Here is a 17,318-nt window from a genome sequence, read left to right as displayed (position 1 = left end):
CCCGGCGGCAAACCGGGTGCGGCCCTGCCTCGGGTGCGGAACACTGCCGGGATGATCGTGATGAAGCCCGTGGTGGAAGTCAACGGGTCGGCGGAGTTCGGCCTCTGGCCGGTGGCCGTGCTGCCCTTCCGTTCCCTCCAGCCCCTGGACGGCGGCCTGACGCCCGCCCAGGTCGGCACGGCGATGCTCGGCATCGTCGCCACCAACGACGTCGACCCGTCCGGGGACCCCGACGACGCGCGGCCGCCCCGGCCCGCCGAGCCGCTGGCCGGCTTCCTGCACGGCCTGCTGACCTTCGAGGACCTGGTGGCGTTCGGCGGGCTCCGGGTCACCGACACCGCCACCGGCGTGGTCTTCGCCCCCGCCTGCTGCGACGGCGTGGAGGACTGGCGCGAGTGGCACCGCGTCGTCCGCGGCGGCGAACTCTGGTACGGCCACGAGCCGTTGAGCCCGCACGCGGACGGCAACGGGCCCGTGGTCCGGCTGACCGTCAACGCCGAGGACCCGGCCAGTGCCGTGATCGAGCTGTCCCACGACGAGCTGGACCGCCTGCTCACGGGCGTGGAGCGAGACCTGGCCGGCTTCCTCGCCCTCGCCGCCACCTGGGCCGCCGACACCCTCCCCGAGCGGTACGCGGGGCCGGTCACGGCCGCCCTGGCCCGGCTCTTCCCCCCGGCCTGACGAGCCGCCGGCGGTGCGTCGGGCGGCGGTACGTCGGGCGACGGTGCGTCAGGCGACCGCCGGGACGAGCTCCTTGCCGTAGCAGAGGCTCTCCGGGTGGTCGCGGTAGTAGCCGAACTTGGTGATCGGCCGGTAGCCCTCGGACTCGTACAGCCCGATCGCCTCCGGCTGCTCGGTGCCGGTCTCCAGGATCAGCCTGGTCAGACCGGCCGCCAGCGCCTCGGCCTCCAGGTGCCGCAGCACCGCCCGGGACAGACCCCGGCCCCGGGCGGAGGCCGAGACGTACATCCGCTTCAGCTCGGCGTCGCCGTCCCGGACGTCGTCCGGCCCGGCCTGCTTCACCCGCCAGCCGCCGCAGGCGACCGGGGCGCCGTCCAGGTAGCCGACCACGAAGAGCCCGGCGGGCGGGTCGAAGTGCTCGGGGTGGATGACCGTCAGGTCGCCCTCGCCGTACCGCTGGACGTACTCCTGCTGGACCTCGGCCGAGAGCTTGGCGGCATCGGGGTGCGCGTAACCGGTGGTGCGGATCTCCATGACCGCCAAGCCTACGGCCTCGGCGTCAGCGGCTTTCGAACCGGGCCACCAGATCGTCCTTGCCGAACATCCGGGCCGTCTCGACCGCGGTCGGGGTGCCCGCCCTGGGGTCGGCGTTCCCCTCCAGCAGGGCGTCGATCACGGCGGCCTCGCCCTTGAAGACGGCGCCCGCCAGCGGGGTCTGGCCCCGGTCGTTGACCCGGTCCGGGTCGGCGCCGTGGCCGAGCAGGACCCGGACGGTGTCGGCGTGGCCGTGGTACGCGGCCAGCATCACCAGGGAGTCACCGCGGTCGTTGGACAGGTCGGCCGGGGCCCCGGCGTCCAGGTAGGCGCCCAGCAGGGCGGTGTCGCCCTGGCGGGCGGCGTCGAAGAGCTTGCCGGCGAGTGCGATGACCTCGGCGTCCGGGGTCTTGGGAGCGTCGGCGGAGTCTGACATTGACAGGGCCTCTCTCGGATCGGGGTCGGTGGTGCCGTACGCACCGTAGCGGACGACACGCGCACGGACGGCCGGGGCAGCCGTTCGGGCGAATTTCGCCGCTCGTGTACGCCCTACGCGGGGCCTCTCCGGAAATCCACCCGTTTGCCACGTTCCATCATCTATTACTTTTTGTCACGATAAGGGCACTTTCGGTTACTCAGTATTTCTCTGTGTCCCGTTGTCCCCAGATCGAGGAGCAGTCGCGTGATTCTCTCCATCTCCGGCATCGTCCTGTTCGGCACCATCGCATTCCTGTTCTTCCGCCGAGACGGACTCAAGGTCTCGCACGCGATCGTCTGCGCACTCCTCGGTTTCTACATCGCGGGCTCCTCGATCGCCCCGAGCATCCAGGCGGGCGGAGCCAGCCTGGCCAGCCTGCTCGGCGGCATCAAGTTCTGACGGTTCGGTCTCCATCGGCCCGGGTGCGGACCCCAACCGCCCCGGGCCTCACGCAATTTCCCGTCCCCTTTCCCGCCGTCCCCGGAGAGTCCCGCCGAATGTCCGTCACCCGCCACCTCAGCCGAGGCCGCGACCTGGCCCGCACCGCCGGCGACCACGCCGCCGACATGTTCGCCCCGCTCACCGTGCTCGGCCGCGGCCTGCGCCACCACTCCGACTGGGCCAAGGCCCGCTGGGCCGCCACCCCGAAGGAGAAGCGCGGGCCGACGCTCTTCCTGACCGCCGCCGTCGTGCTCGGCGTCTTCCTGATCCCGCGCGGCCCGCTGTTCGCGCTGATCGCCCTGATGGCCAGCGCCGCCTGGTACGGGCGCTCCCCCAAGGCCGCCCCCGCCCCGGCGGCGCCCGACGCCGGCGACCTCAAGCTGGCCGCCCTGTACGCCGCGCTGACCCCCTACCTGGCCGGGCCGGACGAGCCCAGCCCGCTCTACTCCCCCGAGGGCAGCCACAAGACGGCCTTCAGCGGCTGGGAGTTCGACGCCGAGGGCCGGCTGGCCGCCCTGGAGCTCGCCTACCCGGCCTGGTTCACCGACACCGAGCCCTCCACCCGGGTCCGGATCGAGCAGGTGCTGCAGGGCAAGGCGGGCCGCGGCCGCGAGTACCGCTTCGACTGGGACGAGGAGGCCAACCGGCTGCGGGTCAGCGCCCTCGCCCCGCTGGCCACCGACATCCTGGCCCAGCCCTTCGTCACCACCCCCGGCGAGATCGTGCTCGGCTTCACCGACGCCCACGACAGCCACCGCACCATCCCGGTCACCCAGGGCGGCACCACCGCCCAGCAGCCCCCGGTGATCTGGCGCACCGGCCCGCGGGCCGGCGAGCCGCACCTGCTGGCCCTCGGCACGGCCGGCTCCGGCACCTCCACCCTGCTGCGCTCGATCGCCCTCCAGGCGCTGCGCCACGGCGACCTGATGGTCATCGACGGCGCGGGCACCGGCGAGCACGCCTGCCTGGTCAACCGCCCCGGCGTGCACACCGTGGAGACCAGCCTGCGCGGCACCCTGGCCGCCCTGGAGTGGGCCGCCAACGAGACCGAGCGCCGCCTCACCGCCCTGAACGCCGCCCGCCACCACGGCGTGACCGTCCCCGAGGACGTCACCCGCCCGCTCTGGCTGCTGCTCGACCACCCCACCGAGCTCACCGAGCTGGCCCACGCCGAGGGCCGCCCCGACCCCCAGGAGCTGCTGGAGCTGCCGCTGCGGCACGGCCGGGCCGCCCGGGTCACCGTGGTGATCGCCGAGGACCTGACGGCGTACGAGCGGCTCTCCCCGACCGCCCGGGCCACCACCCGGGCCCGGGTGGTGCTCGGCCAGACCACCGCCGAGACCGCCTCGGCCGCCCTGGCCGCTGCCCTGGACATCACCCCGGCGGCCGGACGCACCGAGCCCGGCCGCGGCTACGCCCGCCTCGGCACCGCCGCCCCCGTCCGCCTCCAGGTGCCGGTCACCGTGGACCCGCTGGACGAGGAGGCCCCCACCGCCCAGCGCGAGGCGGTGATCGCCCTGCTCCCCCACCGCGACACCCGCACCGAGGCCGCCGCCGACCCGCTGGTGAAGGCTCCGGCGGCGGCCGATCCGGCTCCCCAGGTGCCCGACATGCCGAAGGAACCGCCCACCATCCGCCCCCGTCCCGTGTGGTGAATCCGTAACCGGTAAGCTGTCTGGCCGCGACCAGCTGGACAACTCTGCGCAACGAAGACGGCACACTGGGTGATAAATACGCTCAGATGTGACAAATCGGGCGACGATGGGTACAAACAGTGGCGGCACGACAGGCGACGTATGCCCCGGAACGGGAATCTTCGTCGGCGGCCGAGCGTTGACCGAACGACGATGACAGACCACTAGTCCTGTGGGCCAGAAGCCCGGGAGGCACGATTTCATGAGCGAGCGAGCTCTCCGCGGCACGCGACTCGGGGCGACCAGCTACGAGACCGACCGTGGAATCGACCTGGCTCCCCGCCAGACCGTCGAGTACGCATGCCAGAACGGACACCGGTTCGAGGTTCCCTTCTCCGTCGAGGCGGAGATCCCCTCGGCCTGGGAATGCCGGTTCTGTGGCCAGGAGGCCATGCTGCTCGACGGTGATGAGCCGGAGGAGAAGAAGACCAAGCCGACGCGTACCCATTGGGACATGCTGATGGAGCGTCGGACGCGCGAGGAGCTCGAGGAGGTCCTGGCAGAGCGCCTGGCCGTCCTCCGCTCCGGAGGGATGAACCTCGCGGTCCATCCGCGGGACACCCGCAAGAGCGCCTGACCCAGTAGCACCGAAGGGGCCCGAGCTTCCGATCCTTGGAAGCCCGGGCCCCTCGGTGTTCCTCCGGCCGGATCACCTCCGGCGGTTCCGGAGGAACACCGGCCGGAGGTGATCCGCCGTCAGCCGGCGATCGGGGGGCGGTAGTCGGTGTCCGGGCCCTTGGCCGGGCCGGGGGCCGGGTCGACGACCTCGCCCTGGATGACCTTGCCGTCGGGGCGGTGGATGCGCAGCTGCTCCTGGAGGCGCACGGCGTCCGCCAGGCGGTCGGCACCCACCGGGGAGGTGGAGCGCAGCGCCTTGCCCGCCAGGCGGCGGCCCAGGGCGCGCCACAGGGCCCTGGTGGGCGGGAAGAGCAGGGAGAGGCCGAGCACGTCGGAGAGGAAGCCCGGGAGGATCAGCAGCGTCCCGGCCAGCACGGTCATGCTGGTGCCGGTCTGCGGCTGGGCGGACTGCGGGGCCCTGCTCTGCTCGATCGCGGCCGAGATCGCCTTCATCCCCGCGCGCTTGATCAGCCAGCCGCCCAGGAAGGCGCCGCCGGCCAGCAGCAGGATCACGGCGAACCAGCTGGTCGCCGAGGCGACCACGGTCAGCAGCCAGATCTCCAGCACCAGCCAGGCGGCGATCAGCAGCGGCAGCACCCGGCGCAGGCGGCTGCGCGGCGGGGCCGAGGGGGCCGGGGGTACGTGCTGGCTCACGGTTCTGATCCACTCCGTCGTGGTGCCCGGCTCAGGACCTGGCCGGCGTCTCCGACCCGCACCCCGGGCACCACCTGGGACAACGGTCAGGAACCGGCCGGTGTTCCGGAGCCCCTCCGCCGGCGCAGCGCCCCCAGCGCGACCAGCGCGCAGGCGCCGAGGCCGGTCAGCGCCAGGACCCACTCGGGCCCGGCCCCGACCCGGTCCGCCACCGTCCTGCCGTCGCGCAGCGGCACCACCGCGCTCAGCTCGGCGGCGGTCATCAGCCGGCTCTCCTCGACCACCGAGCCGTCGGGGGCGATGATCGCGCTGATCCCGTTGGTGGCGGCGATCAGCACCGCGCGGCCGTGCTCGACGGCCCGCAGGCGGGACATCGCCAGCTGCTGCTGGGGCTGGCCGGTCTCGGAGTAGGTGGCGTTGTTGGTCTGCACGACCAGCACCCGGCCGCCCTCGTTGACGGTGTCGCGGACGATGCCGTCGTAGGCGACCTCGAAGCAGATCACGTCGCCGATCCGGGCCGGGCCGAGGTCCATCACGCCGTTGTGCGTCCCCGGGTAGAAGTCGCGGGCGACCATCTGCAGGCGGGTGATCACCTGGGAGAGCTGGGCCCGGAACGGCACGTACTCGCCGAACGGCACCGGGTGCTGCTTGGTGTACGAGGCGCCGGGGCCGGTCCTCGGGTCCCAGACGATGCCCTGGTTCTGCACGTGCTGGGCGTCCGGGCCGTCCACCAGGGTGCCGACCAGGACCGGCACGCCGATCGCCTTCACGGCCTCGTCGATCCGGGCGTAGGCCAGCGGCTCGGAGAAGGGGTCGAGGTCGGAGGAGTTCTCCGGCCAGATGACGACGTCGGGCTTCTCCGCCCTCCCGGCGGCGACGTCGGCGGCCAGCTTCTCGGTGGCCCGGGCGTGGTTGTTCAGCACCGTCATCGGGCGGCCGAGGAAGTGCATGCCGGGGCTGGGCACGTCGCCCTGGATCACCGCGACCTTGAGGGTGTCGGCGGCGGCCGTGGGGACGGGCACCAGGTAGCCGGCCAGCAGCGCGGCCACGGCGCCCGCGACACCGGTGGCGGCGGCCGTGCGGGCCCCGCGGCGCAGCCGCAGGGCGGCCCAGGCCAGCAGGGCGCCGCTCAGCGCGACGGCGAAGGTCACCAGCGGGGCACCGCCGATCGCCGCGAGCGGCGTGAACGGGGTGGCGGTGTTGGCGAACGCCAGGCGGCCCCAGGGGAAGCCGCCGAGCGGTATCCGGTCGCGGGCCCACTCCTGGGCGACCCAGAGGCAGGCCGCCCAGAGCGGCCAGCCGCGCAGGCGGGAGGTGGCGGCCAGGCCCGAGCCGAGGGCGGCCATGAAGAGCGCCTCGACGACGGAGAGCCCGATGGTGGCGTCCCAGCCGATCACCCGCAGCCAGCCGAGCAGCAGCAGGAAGAACGGGAGGCCGAACGCGAAGCCCGTCCACGCTCCCTGACGGGCCGTCCGCCCGCGGGTGAGCAGCGAGAGGGCGGCGACGCCGGCCAGCGACAGCGGCCACAGGTCGTACGGCGGGAAGGCGAGGGCGAGCAGCAGCCCGGCGGCCGCGGCCAGGCCGGTCCGGCGCAGGTCCGGCAGCCTGATCAGCCGCCGCTGCACCGGGGTCTCGGGCTCGGTTGCCGCCACGGGGCGTTCCTGTTCGACGGGCAGTGCCACCTGCGCACCACCTCTCTGCTGTGCACGCGCTTCCATTCTGGTCGGAAGACGGTACCCCGGAGAGCGGGCGGCACGGGAGCCAGGCCGGTGCCCGGAGGGCTTCCGCCCCTCCCCCTCCGCTCCTACGATCACGATCATGTCGATCACCTCACCGATACCCGTCCTGCGGGGCGACCGGGACAGCGTCCTGCGCCTGGACGGCGAGGCCCTGGTCCTGAGCCGCCCGCACGAGCGGCTGCGCATCCCCCTGGCGGCGGTCCGTCAGGTGCGCGCCGAGGGCCGGTCGGTGACCGTCGAGCTGGCCGCCGGGGCCCCGCCGGCCGTGCACCGGATCGCCGGGGTGAGCGGCGCCGCCGCCGCGGTCTTCGCCGCCGCGGTGACCGCGGCGCTGCCCGAGCACCCCGACGAGGAGGCCGTCGTCGTCACCAGTGCCGTGGCCGAGACGCGGCCGCAGCGGCGGATCCGCCTGCTCAAGCGCTGGGCGCTCGTGTTCGGCCTCGTGGTGACGGCCGTGGCCGCCGCCACCGGCATCGCCACGGGCGGGCTCACCGGGATCGGCCTCGGCGTGATGAGCCTGCTGCTCGGTGCCCTGGGCGTGGCGATGACGGCGGTCGGCCTCGGCGGGCTCTGGCTGGCGCACCGTCAGCGGTTCCTGCTCCGCCACGGCATCACCGTCGAGGCCGAGCGGCTCCCCGACGAGCCCTGGACGTACGCGTACACCGACACCGACGGCGTGAGCCGCTCCCTGTGGGCCAAGAGCGGCTCCGCCACCCTGGAGGTCGCCTACGCCCCCGGGGACCCGTCGGAGGTGGTGGTCCGCCGGTCGGCTGCGCGCACCGCCCGGGAGACCGCCTTCGCGCTGGGCATGTCCGCCTGCGGCCTCGCCGCCCTCGGCGGGGTGGGCGTCCTGCTGGTCGGCTCCCTGCAGGGCGTGTACGTCGGCGGGTAGCCGACCGCCTCAGGCGGCGTGGACGGTGCGCCCCCGGACCACGGTGCGCAGGCAGGTCGGCAGCGGGGTGCCCGGGGTCAGGTCCGGCAGGCCCGGGGTGCCGGAGCGGGGGTCGGTGGACCAGCCGGCGACGCGGGAGTCGGGGGCCTGGACCACCAGGTCGCCGGCGGCCCAGATCGCGTAGCTGGCGACGGCGCCCGGCACGAGGACGCCGTCCTGGTCGCGGCCGATCGCGCGCCAGCCGCCCCGGGTGTGGGCGGTGAAGGCGGCGCGGACGGAGACCCGGTGCTCCAGCGTGTGGTGGAAGGCGGCGGCCCGCACGGTGCCCCACGGGTCGAGCGGGGTGACGGGTGCGTCGGAGGAGAAGGCCAGCGGGACGCCGGCCCGCAGCAGTGCGGCGAAGGGGTTGAGCGCGGCGGCCCGCTCCGCGCCGAGCCGCTGGACGTACATGCCGTCCGCCCCGCCCCAGAAGGCGTCGAAGGCGGGCTGCACCGAGGCGGTCAGCCCCAGCTCGGCGAAGGCGGCGATGGACTTCTCGTCCAGCGCCTCCGCGTGCTCGACCCGGTGCCGCCGTGCCCGGACGGCCTCCAGGCCGACCCGCCCGGCGGCGGTCCGCACGCCCTCCAGGACGGCCTCGACCGCGGCGTCCCCGATGGCGTGGAAGCCGGCCTGGAGGCCCGCCTCGGTGCAGGCGGCGACGTGGTCGGCGATCTGAGCGGCCGTCAGGTAGGCGGTGCCGGTGGAGTGCTCCGCGTCCTCGTACGGCGTGTGCAGGCAGGCGGTGCGCGAGCCGATCGCGCCGTCGGCGAACAGGTCGCCGCCGGCGCCGAGCGCGCCGAGCCGCCGGGCGGTCTCGACGCCGGCCGGGGCGAGCTCGCCCCAGTAGCCGAAGACCTCGGGGCCCTCGCCCTCCGCGGCCAGCGCGAGCAGGGCGGCGAGGTCCTGCTCGGAGGAGATCTCGGGCCCGGCGCACTCGTGCAGCGCCCCGATGCCGAGCTCGGCGGCGCGGCGCAGGGTGGCGAGCTGGGCGGCCCGGCGCTGGGCGTCCGTCAGCTCGGCGAGGGCGGTGCGCCGGACGGCGTGGTGGGCGTCCCGGCTGACCGGGCCCTCGGGGTGGTGGCCGGGCAGCGAGGCCAGACCCTCCGTCAGCTCCCGCAGGGCGGTGGAGGCCAGGGCGGAGTGCACGTCGGTGCGGGAGAGGTAGAGAGCCGCTCCCCCGGCGGCCGCGTCCAGTTCGGCCAGGCTCGGGGCGCGGCCCTCGGGCCACTTGGTCTCGTCCCAGCCGTGCCCGATCAGCACGCCCTCGGCGGCCGCGGCGAAGGCGGCGATCCGCTCCAGGGCCTCGGCCAGCGAGGGGCAGCCGGTCAGGTCGAGACCGGTCAGCGCCAGGCCGGCCGAGGTGGCGTGCACGTGAGCGTCCACGAACGCGGGGGTGACCAGCGCGCCGTCCAGCTCCACCACCTCGTCGGCGGTCGCCGCGTACGCCTCGGCGGCGCCGTCGCTGCCGACCCAGGCGATGTGTTCCCCCTCGACCAGCATCGCGGTGGCGAACGGGTCGGCGGGGCTGTAGACGGAACCGCCGCGCAGCAGCACGGTGCGGTGGGTGGTGGGTGCGCTCATGGGCACCAGTCTGCACCCGGACGGTTCCCGTCAGAGCTTCGGGGGTCGGGCCTCGTACGGGGTGGAGAGCACCACGGTGGTGCGGGTGGAGACCCCGGCCGCGCTGCGGATGCGGGCGAGCAGGTCCTCCAGGTCACCGGGGGCGGAGACCCGGACCTTGAGGATGTAGTTCTCGTCGCCCGCGACGCTGTGGCAGGCCTCGATCTCCGGCAGCCCGGCGAGGCGTTCGGGGGTGTCGTCGGGGCTGCTCGGGTCGAAGGGCTTGACCGAGATGAACGCGGTCAGCGCCAGGTCGACCGCGTCCGGGTCGATGATCGCCGTGTAGCCGCGGATGACACCGCGCTGTTCCAGGCGCCGCACCCGCTGGTGCACCGCCGAGGTGGACAGGCCGGTGGCCTTGCCCAGGTCCGTGTAGCTCATCCGGCCGTCTTCGAGCAGCAGCCGGACGATGCGTTGGTCGAGATCCTCCACAAGGCGCAAACCTAGCGCGCCCGGTGGCGTTCCGCCGACACCGGGCGTCGGGTTCCCGCCACGGCGCAGCTGACGGGGGGTCAGGGCCCGACGGGTGACGCCCGCGGCGGGTCCCCCGCGCCACGCGCGGATCGGGGGTACCCGGACCGAAGACTGGGCGCATGAGAAGCTCCCGCCCCGGCACCCTGCCGCTCCTCGCCGCCGTCACCGCGCTGCTCGCCCTCGCCGTCCCGGCCGGCGCGACGGCCGGGGAGCCCCGGCACCGGGCGTGCGTCCGTTCGCAGGTGCCGCAGGAGGGGCCGGCCCGGGAGGTGCTGCGGATCGCCGAGGCGGCGAAGGCCGAGATGGGGCTCAACTCGGTGATCCTGCGCGTCTCCCGGGACGGCCGGGAGCTGGTCACCACCGCGCTCGGGAAGTCGATGACCGGGGTGCCGGCCGAACCGGCCATGCACTTCCGCAACGGCAACGTCGCGATCAGCTACCTGGGCACCGCCCTGCTCCGGTTGGTGGACGAGGGCGCGGTGTCCCTGGACGACCCGGTCTCCACCTGGCTGCCGGACCTGCCCGGCGGGGAGCGGATCACCCTGCGGATGCTGGGCTCCTCCACCTCCGGCCTGGTCGACTACGTGACCTCGCCCGGCTTCGGCGAGGGCCTGTACGCGGACCCGTTCCGGCAGTGGACGGCGGACGAGCTGATCGGCGTGACGCTGGCTCAGCACCCCTGGTACCAACCGGGGACCAACTGGAACTACTCGCACGCCAACTTCGTGCTGCTCGGGGCCGCGTTGGAGAGGATCACCCGCACACCGCTGGAACGGCTGCTCCGGGAGAAGGTGCTGGACCCTCTCGGCCTGGCCGAGACCAGGAACGGCTCCACCCCGGAGATCCCCGCCCCGGTGCTGCACGCCTTCACCGCCGAGCGCGGCACCTACGAGGAGTCCACCTTCTGGAACCCGTCCTGGACCACCGCCCCGGGCGCCGTCCAGACCACCGACATCTGCGACCTGGCCCGCTCGGCCGGCGGCATCGGCGGCGGCGAGCTGCTCTCCGAGGCCTCCCGCCGCGAGCTGCTGAACCCCGGCACCGTCGGCCTCGGGCACGAGACCGAGCGCTGCCCGGCGCACGTCTGCCTGCCCCAGACCGAGGCCACCCACTACGGCATGGGCGTCGTGGTGCTGGGCGACTGGGTCTCCCAGCACCCCCTCTTCTACGGCTACACCGCCTCCCAGGCCCACCTGCCCTGCGAGCGGCTCTCCATCGCCGTCACCACCACCAAGGGCCCCGGCACCCCGGACGGCCACACCGCCCAGACCATCACCCAGCGGATCGCCGCCGCCCTCGCCCCGGACCACCCGATCCCGGACTTCGGCTGACCCGCCCCGGGGCGGTGCGCCGGACGCCACAGTGGCCCGGTGGGTTACAGCATCTTCCTGCTCGAGCACCTGGACGGCGAGCTCGTCGCACCCGACGCCGAACTGCTCCACCGGGTCGTCGCACCGTACGTCCCTGCAGGACGCCTTCGACGCCCGCTGATCTTGGCCCTCTAACGGTGTTAGGGATACACTCCCCCTAACACCGTTAGAGGAGTGCGCCCATGACCGACGCCGGAGGTCCGGCACCGCTGAGCCGCCCCGCGATCGCCGCCGCCGCCCTGGTGGTGCTGGAGCGGGAGGGCGTGAACGGGCTGTCCATGCGCAAGGTGGCGGGCGAGCTGGGGGTGCAGGCGCCCTCGCTCTACTGGCACGTGCGGAACAAGGAGGAGCTGCTCGACCTGCTCTCCGACGCGCTGATGGCCGATGCCGAGGCGCCACCGGAGGAGGGGAGTTGGCGGGACCAGCTGCGGGAGTACTGCGTGCGCTACCGCCGCCACCTGCTGGAGCGGCGGGACGCGGCGAAGGTGGTGGCGGGGCGGCTCGCGCCGGGGCCCGCGCTGCTGCGGCTGATGGACGATCAGCTCGGGCGGCTGCGGGCGGCGGGCTTCTCCGACCGGGACGCGGCGATGGTCAACTACCTGCTGGGCGCCTTCGTGCAGGGCTTCGTGCTGCAGGAGCAGGGGCCGCTCTCCGCCTCCGAGGCGATGGGCGCGAGCCGCCGGGAGGCCGCCGACGCCGCCGGGGCGCAGCTGGCCGCCCTGCCGCCGCAGGACTTCCCGCACCTGACCGCCCTGGCCGGCGCCCTCACCGGCCCGGCCATGGACGAGCGCTTCGCGTTCGGCCTGGAGCGCCTCCTGGACGGACTCGCCGTCCTGCTGACGCGGCAGGACCCCACCTCCCCGGAAGGGAACCAGTCATGACCGACCGCACCTACCGCGTGATCGTCCGCGGCGTCTTCGCCGACCTGGACGACGACCGCCGCACCACCCTGCTGGCACAGGCCGACCGCCACGACATCCTCAACGCCGCCTTCACCGACGAGGGCACCCTGATCTACGACCGCGAGCTGCGCGCGTTCAGCTTCCGCTGCGTGGTCCGCCAGGGCACCGACCTGGCCGACGAGGCCGCCGGGGCGGCGGCCGAGGAGCGGGCGGCGGCCTGGCTGGCCGGGCGCGGGGTCGGCCACGGCGAGCTGCGCAGCCAGGTCACCAGCCTGGACGACATGAAGATCCGCAAGCCCCGGCGGGGGTGAGGCCGGGCTCACGGCGGGGCCGAGGGGGCGCGCGGGTGGCACATGCCGCGTGAATGTGGCCGAGAGCACACGGAGTGCATCACACTGCGGGCCCCCGCAGGGTTATGAGGCTCCGTCAGCGGGAAGTGCTGCTCTTGGCCGGGGCCGACGAAGGCCGGGCCGGATCCGAGGGGGATCAACACATGCCTGCTGTCGAACAGCCTTCCCGCACCGCTGCGGAGGACCACGAACGCCTCGACTTCGAGGACTTCCCGGGTGTCGACCCGGGCGAGATGGAGACCTGGGAGATCTTCCGGGTGCACTGCCCCGAGTGCGACCGCCCGATCGCGCTCCTCGGTGACGAGGACCGGCTGCCGCAGCACGCCGTCCTGCCCACCGCCTGGCACCCCTTCTCCGCCCAGCTCTGCGCCGGCACCGGAGCGCCGACCGCCGAGCTGGCCGAGTGCGACTCGGCCGAGCACGCCGAGCCGAACGGCCTGGAGCTGATCAGCCTGCCGGCCGACTTCGACTGGCGCACGCACCCGTTCTCGCACGCCGGCGCCCCGGGCTCGGGCCCGCTGGAGCGGCGCAGCCGGGTGCCCCAGCAGCGCTCGCGCGGCCTGGTCCGGCACTGACCGGCTCCTGCCGCGGCACCCCTGGAAGCCCGTAGGGCGCCGGCCCCCCGTGGGGACCGGCGCCCTCCGTACGACTAGACGTCTCAGCGGCCGCTGAGGTGACGCCCGATCACCAGCCGCTGGATCTGGTTGGTGCCCTCCACGATCTGGAGCACCTTGGCCTCGCGCATGTACCGCTCGGCCGGGAAGTCCTGGGTGTAGCCGGCGCCGCCCAGCACCTGCACCGCGTCCACGGTGACGCTCATCGCGGCGTCGGTGCAGAACAGCTTGGCCATCGCGGCCTCCTTGGAGAACGCCATCCCGGCGTCCCGGCGGCGGGCCGCCGCGAGGTAGAGCGAACGCCCGGCCTCGATCTTGGTGGCCATGTCGGCCAGCATGAAGGACAGGCCCTGGAACTCGGCGATCGGGCGGCCGAACTGCTGCCGGGTGCCCGCGTACTCCACCGCCAGGTCGAGCGCGGCCTGGGCCACGCCGATCGCGCAGGCGGCGATCCCGAGCCGGCCGGAGTCCAGCGCGGAGAGGGCGATCTGGAAGCCCTGGCCCTCCTCGCCGATCAGCCGGTCCTCGTCCACCCGCACGCCGTCGAAGTGCAGCTGGGCGGTGGGCGAGGAGCGCATGCCCATCTTGTGCTCCGGCGGCGCGGCCGACAGGCCCTCGGCGTCGCCCGGCACCAGCAGGCAGCTGATCCCGCGCGGGCCGTCCTCGCCGGTGCGCACCATCGAGCTGTAGAAGTCGGCCCGCCCGCCGTGGGTGATCCAGGCCTTGGTGCCGTTCACCACGTACTGGCCGCCGTCCTTCTCGGCCCGGGTGCGCAGCGCGGCCGCGTCGGAGCCGGACTGCGGCTCGGAGAGGCAGTAGGCGCCGAGCTGGGCGCCGCCCAGCATGCCGGGCAGCCAGCGGTGCTTCTGCTCCTCGGAGCCGAAGGTGGCCAGGGCGTGGCAGGAGAGGGTGTGCACGCTGACCCCGAGGCCGACCGCGAGCCAGCCGGCGGCCAGCTCCTCCAGCACCTGGAGGTAGACCTCGTACGGCTGCTCGCCGCCGCCGAACTCCTCGCCGTAGGGCAGGGAGAGCAGGCCGGCCTCGCCGAGGGTGGTGAACACCTCGCGCGGGAAGCGGTCGGCGGCCTCGTCCTCGGCCGCCCGGGGGCGGAGCTCGTTCTGCACCAGGTCCCGGGTCAGGGCGAGGAGTTCGCGGGCCTCCTCACTGGGCAGCTGGCGGTCCACGGGCTTGGCAGCGGCGGGGGTCATGAGGGTTCGTCGCCTCCTCGGTCGGGCGCCGGACCCGGAGGGTACGGGTCGGCGCGGCAGGTCGGCCCGAGCACCACCGGATCGCGGTGAACGCTCGTTCACAGGGCTTGGCGTGTGCAGTATGCCCGATGCCGGGCGCGCCGTCACGGTCCGGAACGGCACATCACCCGAGCTCGGGTGCCACAACGTCAGAACGGACCGCACCACGCCCCACCTGCGGCCACCGCCGGGGCCGCCGTCCGGGCCGCCGTCCGGGTCGTCGTCCGGGCCGCCCCCGCGGCCGCCCCCGCGGCCGCCCGTAGAGTGGGGCGGTGACCGCCACCGACCTCGCCCCGCTCGCCGCCCGGCTGCGCGCCCTGCCGCCGTCGCTCGGCCCGGTGCGGCTGGTCGCCGTCGACGGGCACGCCGGCTCGGGCAAGACCACCTTCGCCGGACGCCTCGCCGAGGCGCTCGGCGGCGCTCCCGTGGTGCACCTGGACGACCTGGCCACCCACGAGGAGCCGTTCGGCTGGACGGAGCGGCTGCACACCGAGGTGCTGGAGCCGCTGGCCCACGGCCGGACCGCCGCGCACCGGGTCTACGACTGGGTGCAGCGCCGCTTCGTGACGGTGCGTCGGATCCCGCCCGCGCCCGTGGTGCTGGTCGAGGGGGTGGGCGCCGGGCGCCGGGAGGTGCGGCCGCACCTGGCGCTGCTGGTCTGGATGGAGCTGGACCAGGCCGCCGCCCGGGCCCGCGGCGAACTGCGGGACGGGCCGGAGCTGGCCGGGTTCTGGGCCGGCTGGGCGGTGGCCGAGCGGGCCCACTTCGCCGCCGACCCGAGCCGTCCGCACGCTGGTCTCCTGGTGCACGGAGTCACCGGCCGGATCGCTGAGGGCACCCTAAGTGAGACCGCCGCAGGGCCCTTGACCTGGGGCGTCGCCACCACTTAGGTTCTGCTCAGCGCGCTGGTGGTTGAGCGCGCAACCACAGACACGGCACCTCCGGCTTGTTCCCCCGTGAGCCGGAGGTGCCGTCCCCTTCCCGGCCCCGCGCCGAAGATCGCCCAACCCCGCGCCGCGCCACCGGATTTGATGCCGGATTGGCTTCGCGCGTCACCCTTACGGATCAGCCTCCCACCGGTACGATTCCCGCAAGGGGGTGTGCTGGCGCACACGGCGGGGGGCTGAGTGTCATGGCGAGTTCCGATTCCACCGGTCCGGACCGGCTGGCCGACCGGGCCTGGCTGCGGGCGATGGACGCCTACGCCGCGGGCTCGTACGCCCGCGCCGAGGAGGAGTTCCGCACCGCCGTCCGGCTCGACCCGGGGATGGCGGACGCCTGGCTCGGCCTGCACGCGCTGCGCTGCGACACCTCCGCCGCCCTGGTCGAGATGCACCGCCACCAGAAACGTTTCGGCGAGCAGCGCGCCCAGCACCGACGCCCGCTCAGCTCCTGGTACTGGCTGGGCTGGTGGGTCCAGCCCGTCCTGGAGGACGCCCGCGACCTCGCGCTGGCGCACGCCTCGCACTGGCTGGACGGCCGGCACCTGGCCGAGCTGGACACCGCCCTGGCCGCCTGCGCCTCCCCCGAGCAGGACCCCTCGGTCCGCTTCCTGCACGCCTGCCGCTCCTACCTGCTGAAGGACTGGGAGCAGCTGATCCGCGACACCGAACCACTGCTGGACGACCAACTCCTGGGCATCGAGGCCGGGTTGTTCGCCGGCATGGCCCGGGTGCGGCTGGACATGTGCGCCCAGGCCCAGCACCCGCTGGCCGTCTCGCTGGCCCGCTGCCGCTCCGAGCAGCCCCAGCGCAAGGAGCTGCGCTACTGGCTGGCCCGCGCCTACGAGGGCGCCGGGCGCAGCGCAGCCGCCCTCCCGCTCTACCGCGCGGTGCACCGGGCCGACCCCGGCTTCATGGACACCGCCGCCCGGCTGGCCGCCATCGCCACCGAGGACGGCGTGCTCGACGAACTGCTGCTGCCCGCCCTGGCCGCTGGTGAACTCCCGTTCCCCGACGAGGAGTTCCTCGACGACGAGGAGCCCGCCGGGCCCGCCGCCGCTCCCCCGGCCGAGCCTGCTCCCGCCGCACCCGAGCCCGCCCAGACCCCGGTGCGGGCCACCGCCGCCGGGGCCGCTCCCCCGGCCGGGCCCGGGCCGCTGCGGGCCGGCGGCGGCGACGGGCTGGAGGCGGTGCTCGCCCAGCTGGAGCAGATGGTCGGGCTGGACCCGGTGAAGCGTCAGGTCCGAGCGCTGTCCGCGCAGTTGCGGATGTCCCGGCTGCGGGCCGACCAGTCGCTGCCGGTCGCCCCGCCCAAGCGGCACTTCGTCTTCTCCGGGCCCTCGGGCACCGGCAAGACCACCGTGGCGCGGATCCTCGGCCAGGTCTTCCACGCGCTCGGCCTGCTCTCCGGTGACCACCTGGTCGAGGCGCAGCGCGCCGACCTGGTCGGCGAGTACCTCGGGCAGACGGCGGTCAAGGCCAACGAGCTGATCGACTCCGCGCTGGACGGCGTCCTCTTCATCGACGAGGCCTACAGCCTCTCCAACTCCGGTTACAGCCAGGGCGACGCGTACGGGGACGAGGCGCTCCAGGTCCTCCTCAAGCGCGCCGAGGACAACCGCGACCGGCTGGTCGTCATCCTGGCCGGCTACCCCGAGGGCATGAACCGCCTGCTCGCCACCAACCCCGGCCTCAACTCCCGCTTCACCACCCGGGTCGACTTCCCCAGCTACCGCCCCGCCGAACTCACCGCCATCGGCCGCACCCTCGCCGCCGGCAGCGGCGACGGCTGGGACCAGGACGCCGCCGAGGAGCTCGCCAGCATCTGCACCCACGTGGTCGCCGAGGGCTGGATCGACGAGCTCGGCAACGGCCGCTTCATCCGCACCCTCTACGAGAAGTCCTGCGCCTACCGCGACCTGCGCCTCTCCACCCTCACCAGCACCCCCGGCCGCGAGGACCTGATCACCCTCCGCCTCCCCGACCTGATGCAGGCCTACGGCGAACTCATCGACGGCCGCCGCTGACCG

General features: G+C 74.3%; 19 protein-coding genes. 12 read left to right on the top strand and 7 right to left on the bottom strand.

Annotated features, from left to right (window positions below):
- Positions 1-51 precede the first annotated feature (51 nt).
- Positions 52-681 carry a hypothetical protein gene (locus ACIA8O_RS02695; RefSeq protein ID WP_396291679.1) on the top strand — a complete coding sequence of 210 codons (630 nt, stop codon included), beginning with the start codon at positions 52-54 and terminating at the stop codon, positions 679-681.
- 48 nt (positions 682-729) lie between these two features.
- Here the strand turns inward: ACIA8O_RS02695 and ACIA8O_RS02690 are convergent, their stop codons facing one another.
- Together ACIA8O_RS02690 and ACIA8O_RS02685 are read right to left on the bottom strand one after the other, a co-directional pair.
- The gene (locus ACIA8O_RS02690; RefSeq protein WP_396291678.1) at positions 730-1,215 is read right to left on the bottom strand and encodes a GNAT family N-acetyltransferase; all 486 of its coding nucleotides are present in this window, start codon (positions 1,213-1,215) and stop codon (positions 730-732) included.
- A gap of 25 nt (positions 1,216-1,240) precedes the next feature.
- On the bottom strand, positions 1,241-1,651 hold the full coding sequence (locus tag ACIA8O_RS02685) for an ankyrin repeat domain-containing protein (RefSeq protein WP_396291677.1): 411 nt from the start codon (positions 1,649-1,651) through the stop codon (positions 1,241-1,243).
- 246 nt (positions 1,652-1,897) lie between these two features.
- Here ACIA8O_RS02685 and ACIA8O_RS02680 point away from each other — a divergent pair, with 246 nt between their 5' ends.
- The 3 genes from ACIA8O_RS02680 (at position 1,898) to ACIA8O_RS02670 (ending at position 4,405) form a co-directional block, all read left to right on the top strand.
- Entirely contained in the window at positions 1,898-2,092 is a 195-nt protein-coding gene (locus ACIA8O_RS02680) for a hypothetical protein (RefSeq protein WP_345286020.1), read from the top strand.
- A gap of 98 nt (positions 2,093-2,190) precedes the next feature.
- The gene (locus tag ACIA8O_RS02675) at positions 2,191-3,789 is read left to right on the top strand and encodes a hypothetical protein (RefSeq protein ID WP_396291676.1); all 1,599 of its coding nucleotides are present in this window, start codon (positions 2,191-2,193) and stop codon (positions 3,787-3,789) included.
- Between the two features lie 241 nt (positions 3,790-4,030).
- Entirely contained in the window at positions 4,031-4,405 is a 375-nt protein-coding gene (locus tag ACIA8O_RS02670; RefSeq protein ID WP_345286024.1) for an RNA polymerase-binding protein RbpA, read from the top strand.
- 119 nt (positions 4,406-4,524) lie between these two features.
- Here ACIA8O_RS02670 and fxsA read toward each other — a convergent pair whose 3' ends face one another.
- Both fxsA and lnt read right to left on the bottom strand, forming a co-directional pair.
- On the bottom strand, positions 4,525-5,100 hold the full coding sequence (gene fxsA / locus ACIA8O_RS02665) for an FxsA family membrane protein (RefSeq protein ID WP_396291675.1): 576 nt from the start codon (positions 5,098-5,100) through the stop codon (positions 4,525-4,527).
- Between the two features lie 86 nt (positions 5,101-5,186).
- The gene (gene lnt / locus ACIA8O_RS02660; RefSeq protein WP_396291674.1) at positions 5,187-6,818 is read right to left on the bottom strand and encodes an apolipoprotein N-acyltransferase; all 1,632 of its coding nucleotides are present in this window, start codon (positions 6,816-6,818) and stop codon (positions 5,187-5,189) included.
- Between the two features lie 100 nt (positions 6,819-6,918).
- Here lnt and ACIA8O_RS02655 point away from each other — a divergent pair, with 100 nt between their 5' ends.
- Positions 6,919-7,731: a hypothetical protein gene (locus ACIA8O_RS02655; protein WP_396291673.1), complete on the top strand. Its 813-nt coding sequence runs from the start codon at positions 6,919-6,921 to the stop codon at positions 7,729-7,731.
- Positions 7,732-7,740: 9 nt separating this feature from the next.
- Here ACIA8O_RS02655 and ACIA8O_RS02650 read toward each other — a convergent pair whose 3' ends face one another.
- Both ACIA8O_RS02650 and ACIA8O_RS02645 read right to left on the bottom strand, forming a co-directional pair.
- Complete coding sequence (locus tag ACIA8O_RS02650; protein ID WP_396291672.1) at positions 7,741-9,351, bottom strand: amidohydrolase; 1,611 nt, start codon at positions 9,349-9,351, stop codon at positions 7,741-7,743.
- A 30-nt stretch (positions 9,352-9,381) separates the two neighbouring features.
- Positions 9,382-9,822, bottom strand: coding sequence for an Lrp/AsnC family transcriptional regulator (locus ACIA8O_RS02645; protein WP_345280974.1), 441 nt, complete (start codon positions 9,820-9,822; stop codon positions 9,382-9,384).
- A gap of 161 nt (positions 9,823-9,983) precedes the next feature.
- Here ACIA8O_RS02645 and ACIA8O_RS02640 point away from each other — a divergent pair, with 161 nt between their 5' ends.
- From ACIA8O_RS02640 to ACIA8O_RS02620, 5 genes are all read left to right on the top strand, one after another.
- Entirely contained in the window at positions 9,984-11,195 is a 1,212-nt protein-coding gene (locus ACIA8O_RS02640) for a serine hydrolase domain-containing protein (RefSeq protein WP_396291671.1), read from the top strand.
- Positions 11,196-11,234: 39 nt separating this feature from the next.
- A complete protein-coding gene (locus ACIA8O_RS02635; RefSeq protein ID WP_396291670.1) occupies positions 11,235-11,369 on the top strand; it encodes a hypothetical protein in 135 nt (44 codons plus the stop codon).
- 47 nt (positions 11,370-11,416) lie between these two features.
- Positions 11,417-12,115 (top strand): TetR/AcrR family transcriptional regulator C-terminal domain-containing protein, encoded by a 699-nt coding sequence (locus ACIA8O_RS02630; RefSeq protein ID WP_396291669.1) that lies wholly within the window; start codon positions 11,417-11,419, stop codon positions 12,113-12,115.
- Entirely contained in the window at positions 12,112-12,447 is a 336-nt protein-coding gene (locus tag ACIA8O_RS02625) for a DUF6204 family protein (protein WP_396291668.1), read from the top strand. Before ACIA8O_RS02630 ends, ACIA8O_RS02625 begins: the two co-directional genes overlap by 4 nt.
- 182 nt (positions 12,448-12,629) lie before the next feature.
- The gene (locus ACIA8O_RS02620; protein WP_396291667.1) at positions 12,630-13,061 is read left to right on the top strand and encodes a hypothetical protein; all 432 of its coding nucleotides are present in this window, start codon (positions 12,630-12,632) and stop codon (positions 13,059-13,061) included.
- An 83-nt stretch (positions 13,062-13,144) separates the two neighbouring features.
- Here ACIA8O_RS02620 and ACIA8O_RS02615 read toward each other — a convergent pair whose 3' ends face one another.
- Entirely contained in the window at positions 13,145-14,308 is a 1,164-nt protein-coding gene (locus ACIA8O_RS02615; RefSeq protein WP_396291666.1) for an acyl-CoA dehydrogenase family protein, read from the bottom strand.
- 311 nt (positions 14,309-14,619) lie between these two features.
- Between ACIA8O_RS02615 and ACIA8O_RS02610 the strand changes: the two genes are divergently transcribed.
- Both ACIA8O_RS02610 and ACIA8O_RS02605 read left to right on the top strand, forming a co-directional pair.
- Positions 14,620-15,237, top strand: a complete 618-nt coding sequence (locus ACIA8O_RS02610; protein WP_396291665.1) for a uridine kinase — start codon at positions 14,620-14,622, stop codon at positions 15,235-15,237.
- 242 nt (positions 15,238-15,479) lie between these two features.
- Positions 15,480-17,315 carry an AAA family ATPase gene (locus tag ACIA8O_RS02605; RefSeq protein ID WP_396291664.1) on the top strand — a complete coding sequence of 612 codons (1,836 nt, stop codon included), beginning with the start codon at positions 15,480-15,482 and terminating at the stop codon, positions 17,313-17,315.
- Positions 17,316-17,318 lie beyond the last annotated feature (3 nt).

The organism is Kitasatospora sp. NPDC051853, from assembly GCF_044452665.1.
In the GTDB taxonomy this organism is placed as follows: domain Bacteria; phylum Actinomycetota; class Actinomycetes; order Streptomycetales; family Streptomycetaceae; genus Kitasatospora.
Note: the sequence above shows the minus strand (reverse complement) of the source record. Positions and strands in the feature narration are given on the sequence as shown.

Coding starts and splice junctions, on each gene's coding strand:
- ACIA8O_RS02640 (WP_396291671.1), top strand. CDS start 9,984: ATGAGAAGCTCCCGCCCCGGCACCCTGCCGCTCCTCGCCGCCGTCACC.
- ACIA8O_RS02695 (WP_396291679.1), top strand. CDS start 52: ATGATCGTGATGAAGCCCGTGGTGGAAGTCAACGGGTCGGCGGAGTTC.
- ACIA8O_RS02605 (WP_396291664.1), top strand. CDS start 15,480: ATGGCGAGTTCCGATTCCACCGGTCCGGACCGGCTGGCCGACCGGGCC.
- ACIA8O_RS02620 (WP_396291667.1), top strand. CDS start 12,630: ATGCCTGCTGTCGAACAGCCTTCCCGCACCGCTGCGGAGGACCACGAA.
- ACIA8O_RS02675 (WP_396291676.1), top strand. CDS start 2,191: ATGTCCGTCACCCGCCACCTCAGCCGAGGCCGCGACCTGGCCCGCACC.
- ACIA8O_RS02615 (WP_396291666.1), bottom strand. CDS start 14,308: ATGACCCCCGCCGCTGCCAAGCCCGTGGACCGCCAGCTGCCCAGTGAG.
- lnt (WP_396291674.1), bottom strand. CDS start 6,818: ATGGAAGCGCGTGCACAGCAGAGAGGTGGTGCGCAGGTGGCACTGCCC.
- ACIA8O_RS02630 (WP_396291669.1), top strand. CDS start 11,417: ATGACCGACGCCGGAGGTCCGGCACCGCTGAGCCGCCCCGCGATCGCC.
- ACIA8O_RS02655 (WP_396291673.1), top strand. CDS start 6,919: ATGTCGATCACCTCACCGATACCCGTCCTGCGGGGCGACCGGGACAGC.
- ACIA8O_RS02690 (WP_396291678.1), bottom strand. CDS start 1,215: ATGGAGATCCGCACCACCGGTTACGCGCACCCCGATGCCGCCAAGCTC.
- ACIA8O_RS02625 (WP_396291668.1), top strand. CDS start 12,112: ATGACCGACCGCACCTACCGCGTGATCGTCCGCGGCGTCTTCGCCGAC.
- ACIA8O_RS02650 (WP_396291672.1), bottom strand. CDS start 9,351: ATGAGCGCACCCACCACCCACCGCACCGTGCTGCTGCGCGGCGGTTCC.
- ACIA8O_RS02670 (WP_345286024.1), top strand. CDS start 4,031: ATGAGCGAGCGAGCTCTCCGCGGCACGCGACTCGGGGCGACCAGCTAC.
- ACIA8O_RS02685 (WP_396291677.1), bottom strand. CDS start 1,651: ATGTCAGACTCCGCCGACGCTCCCAAGACCCCGGACGCCGAGGTCATC.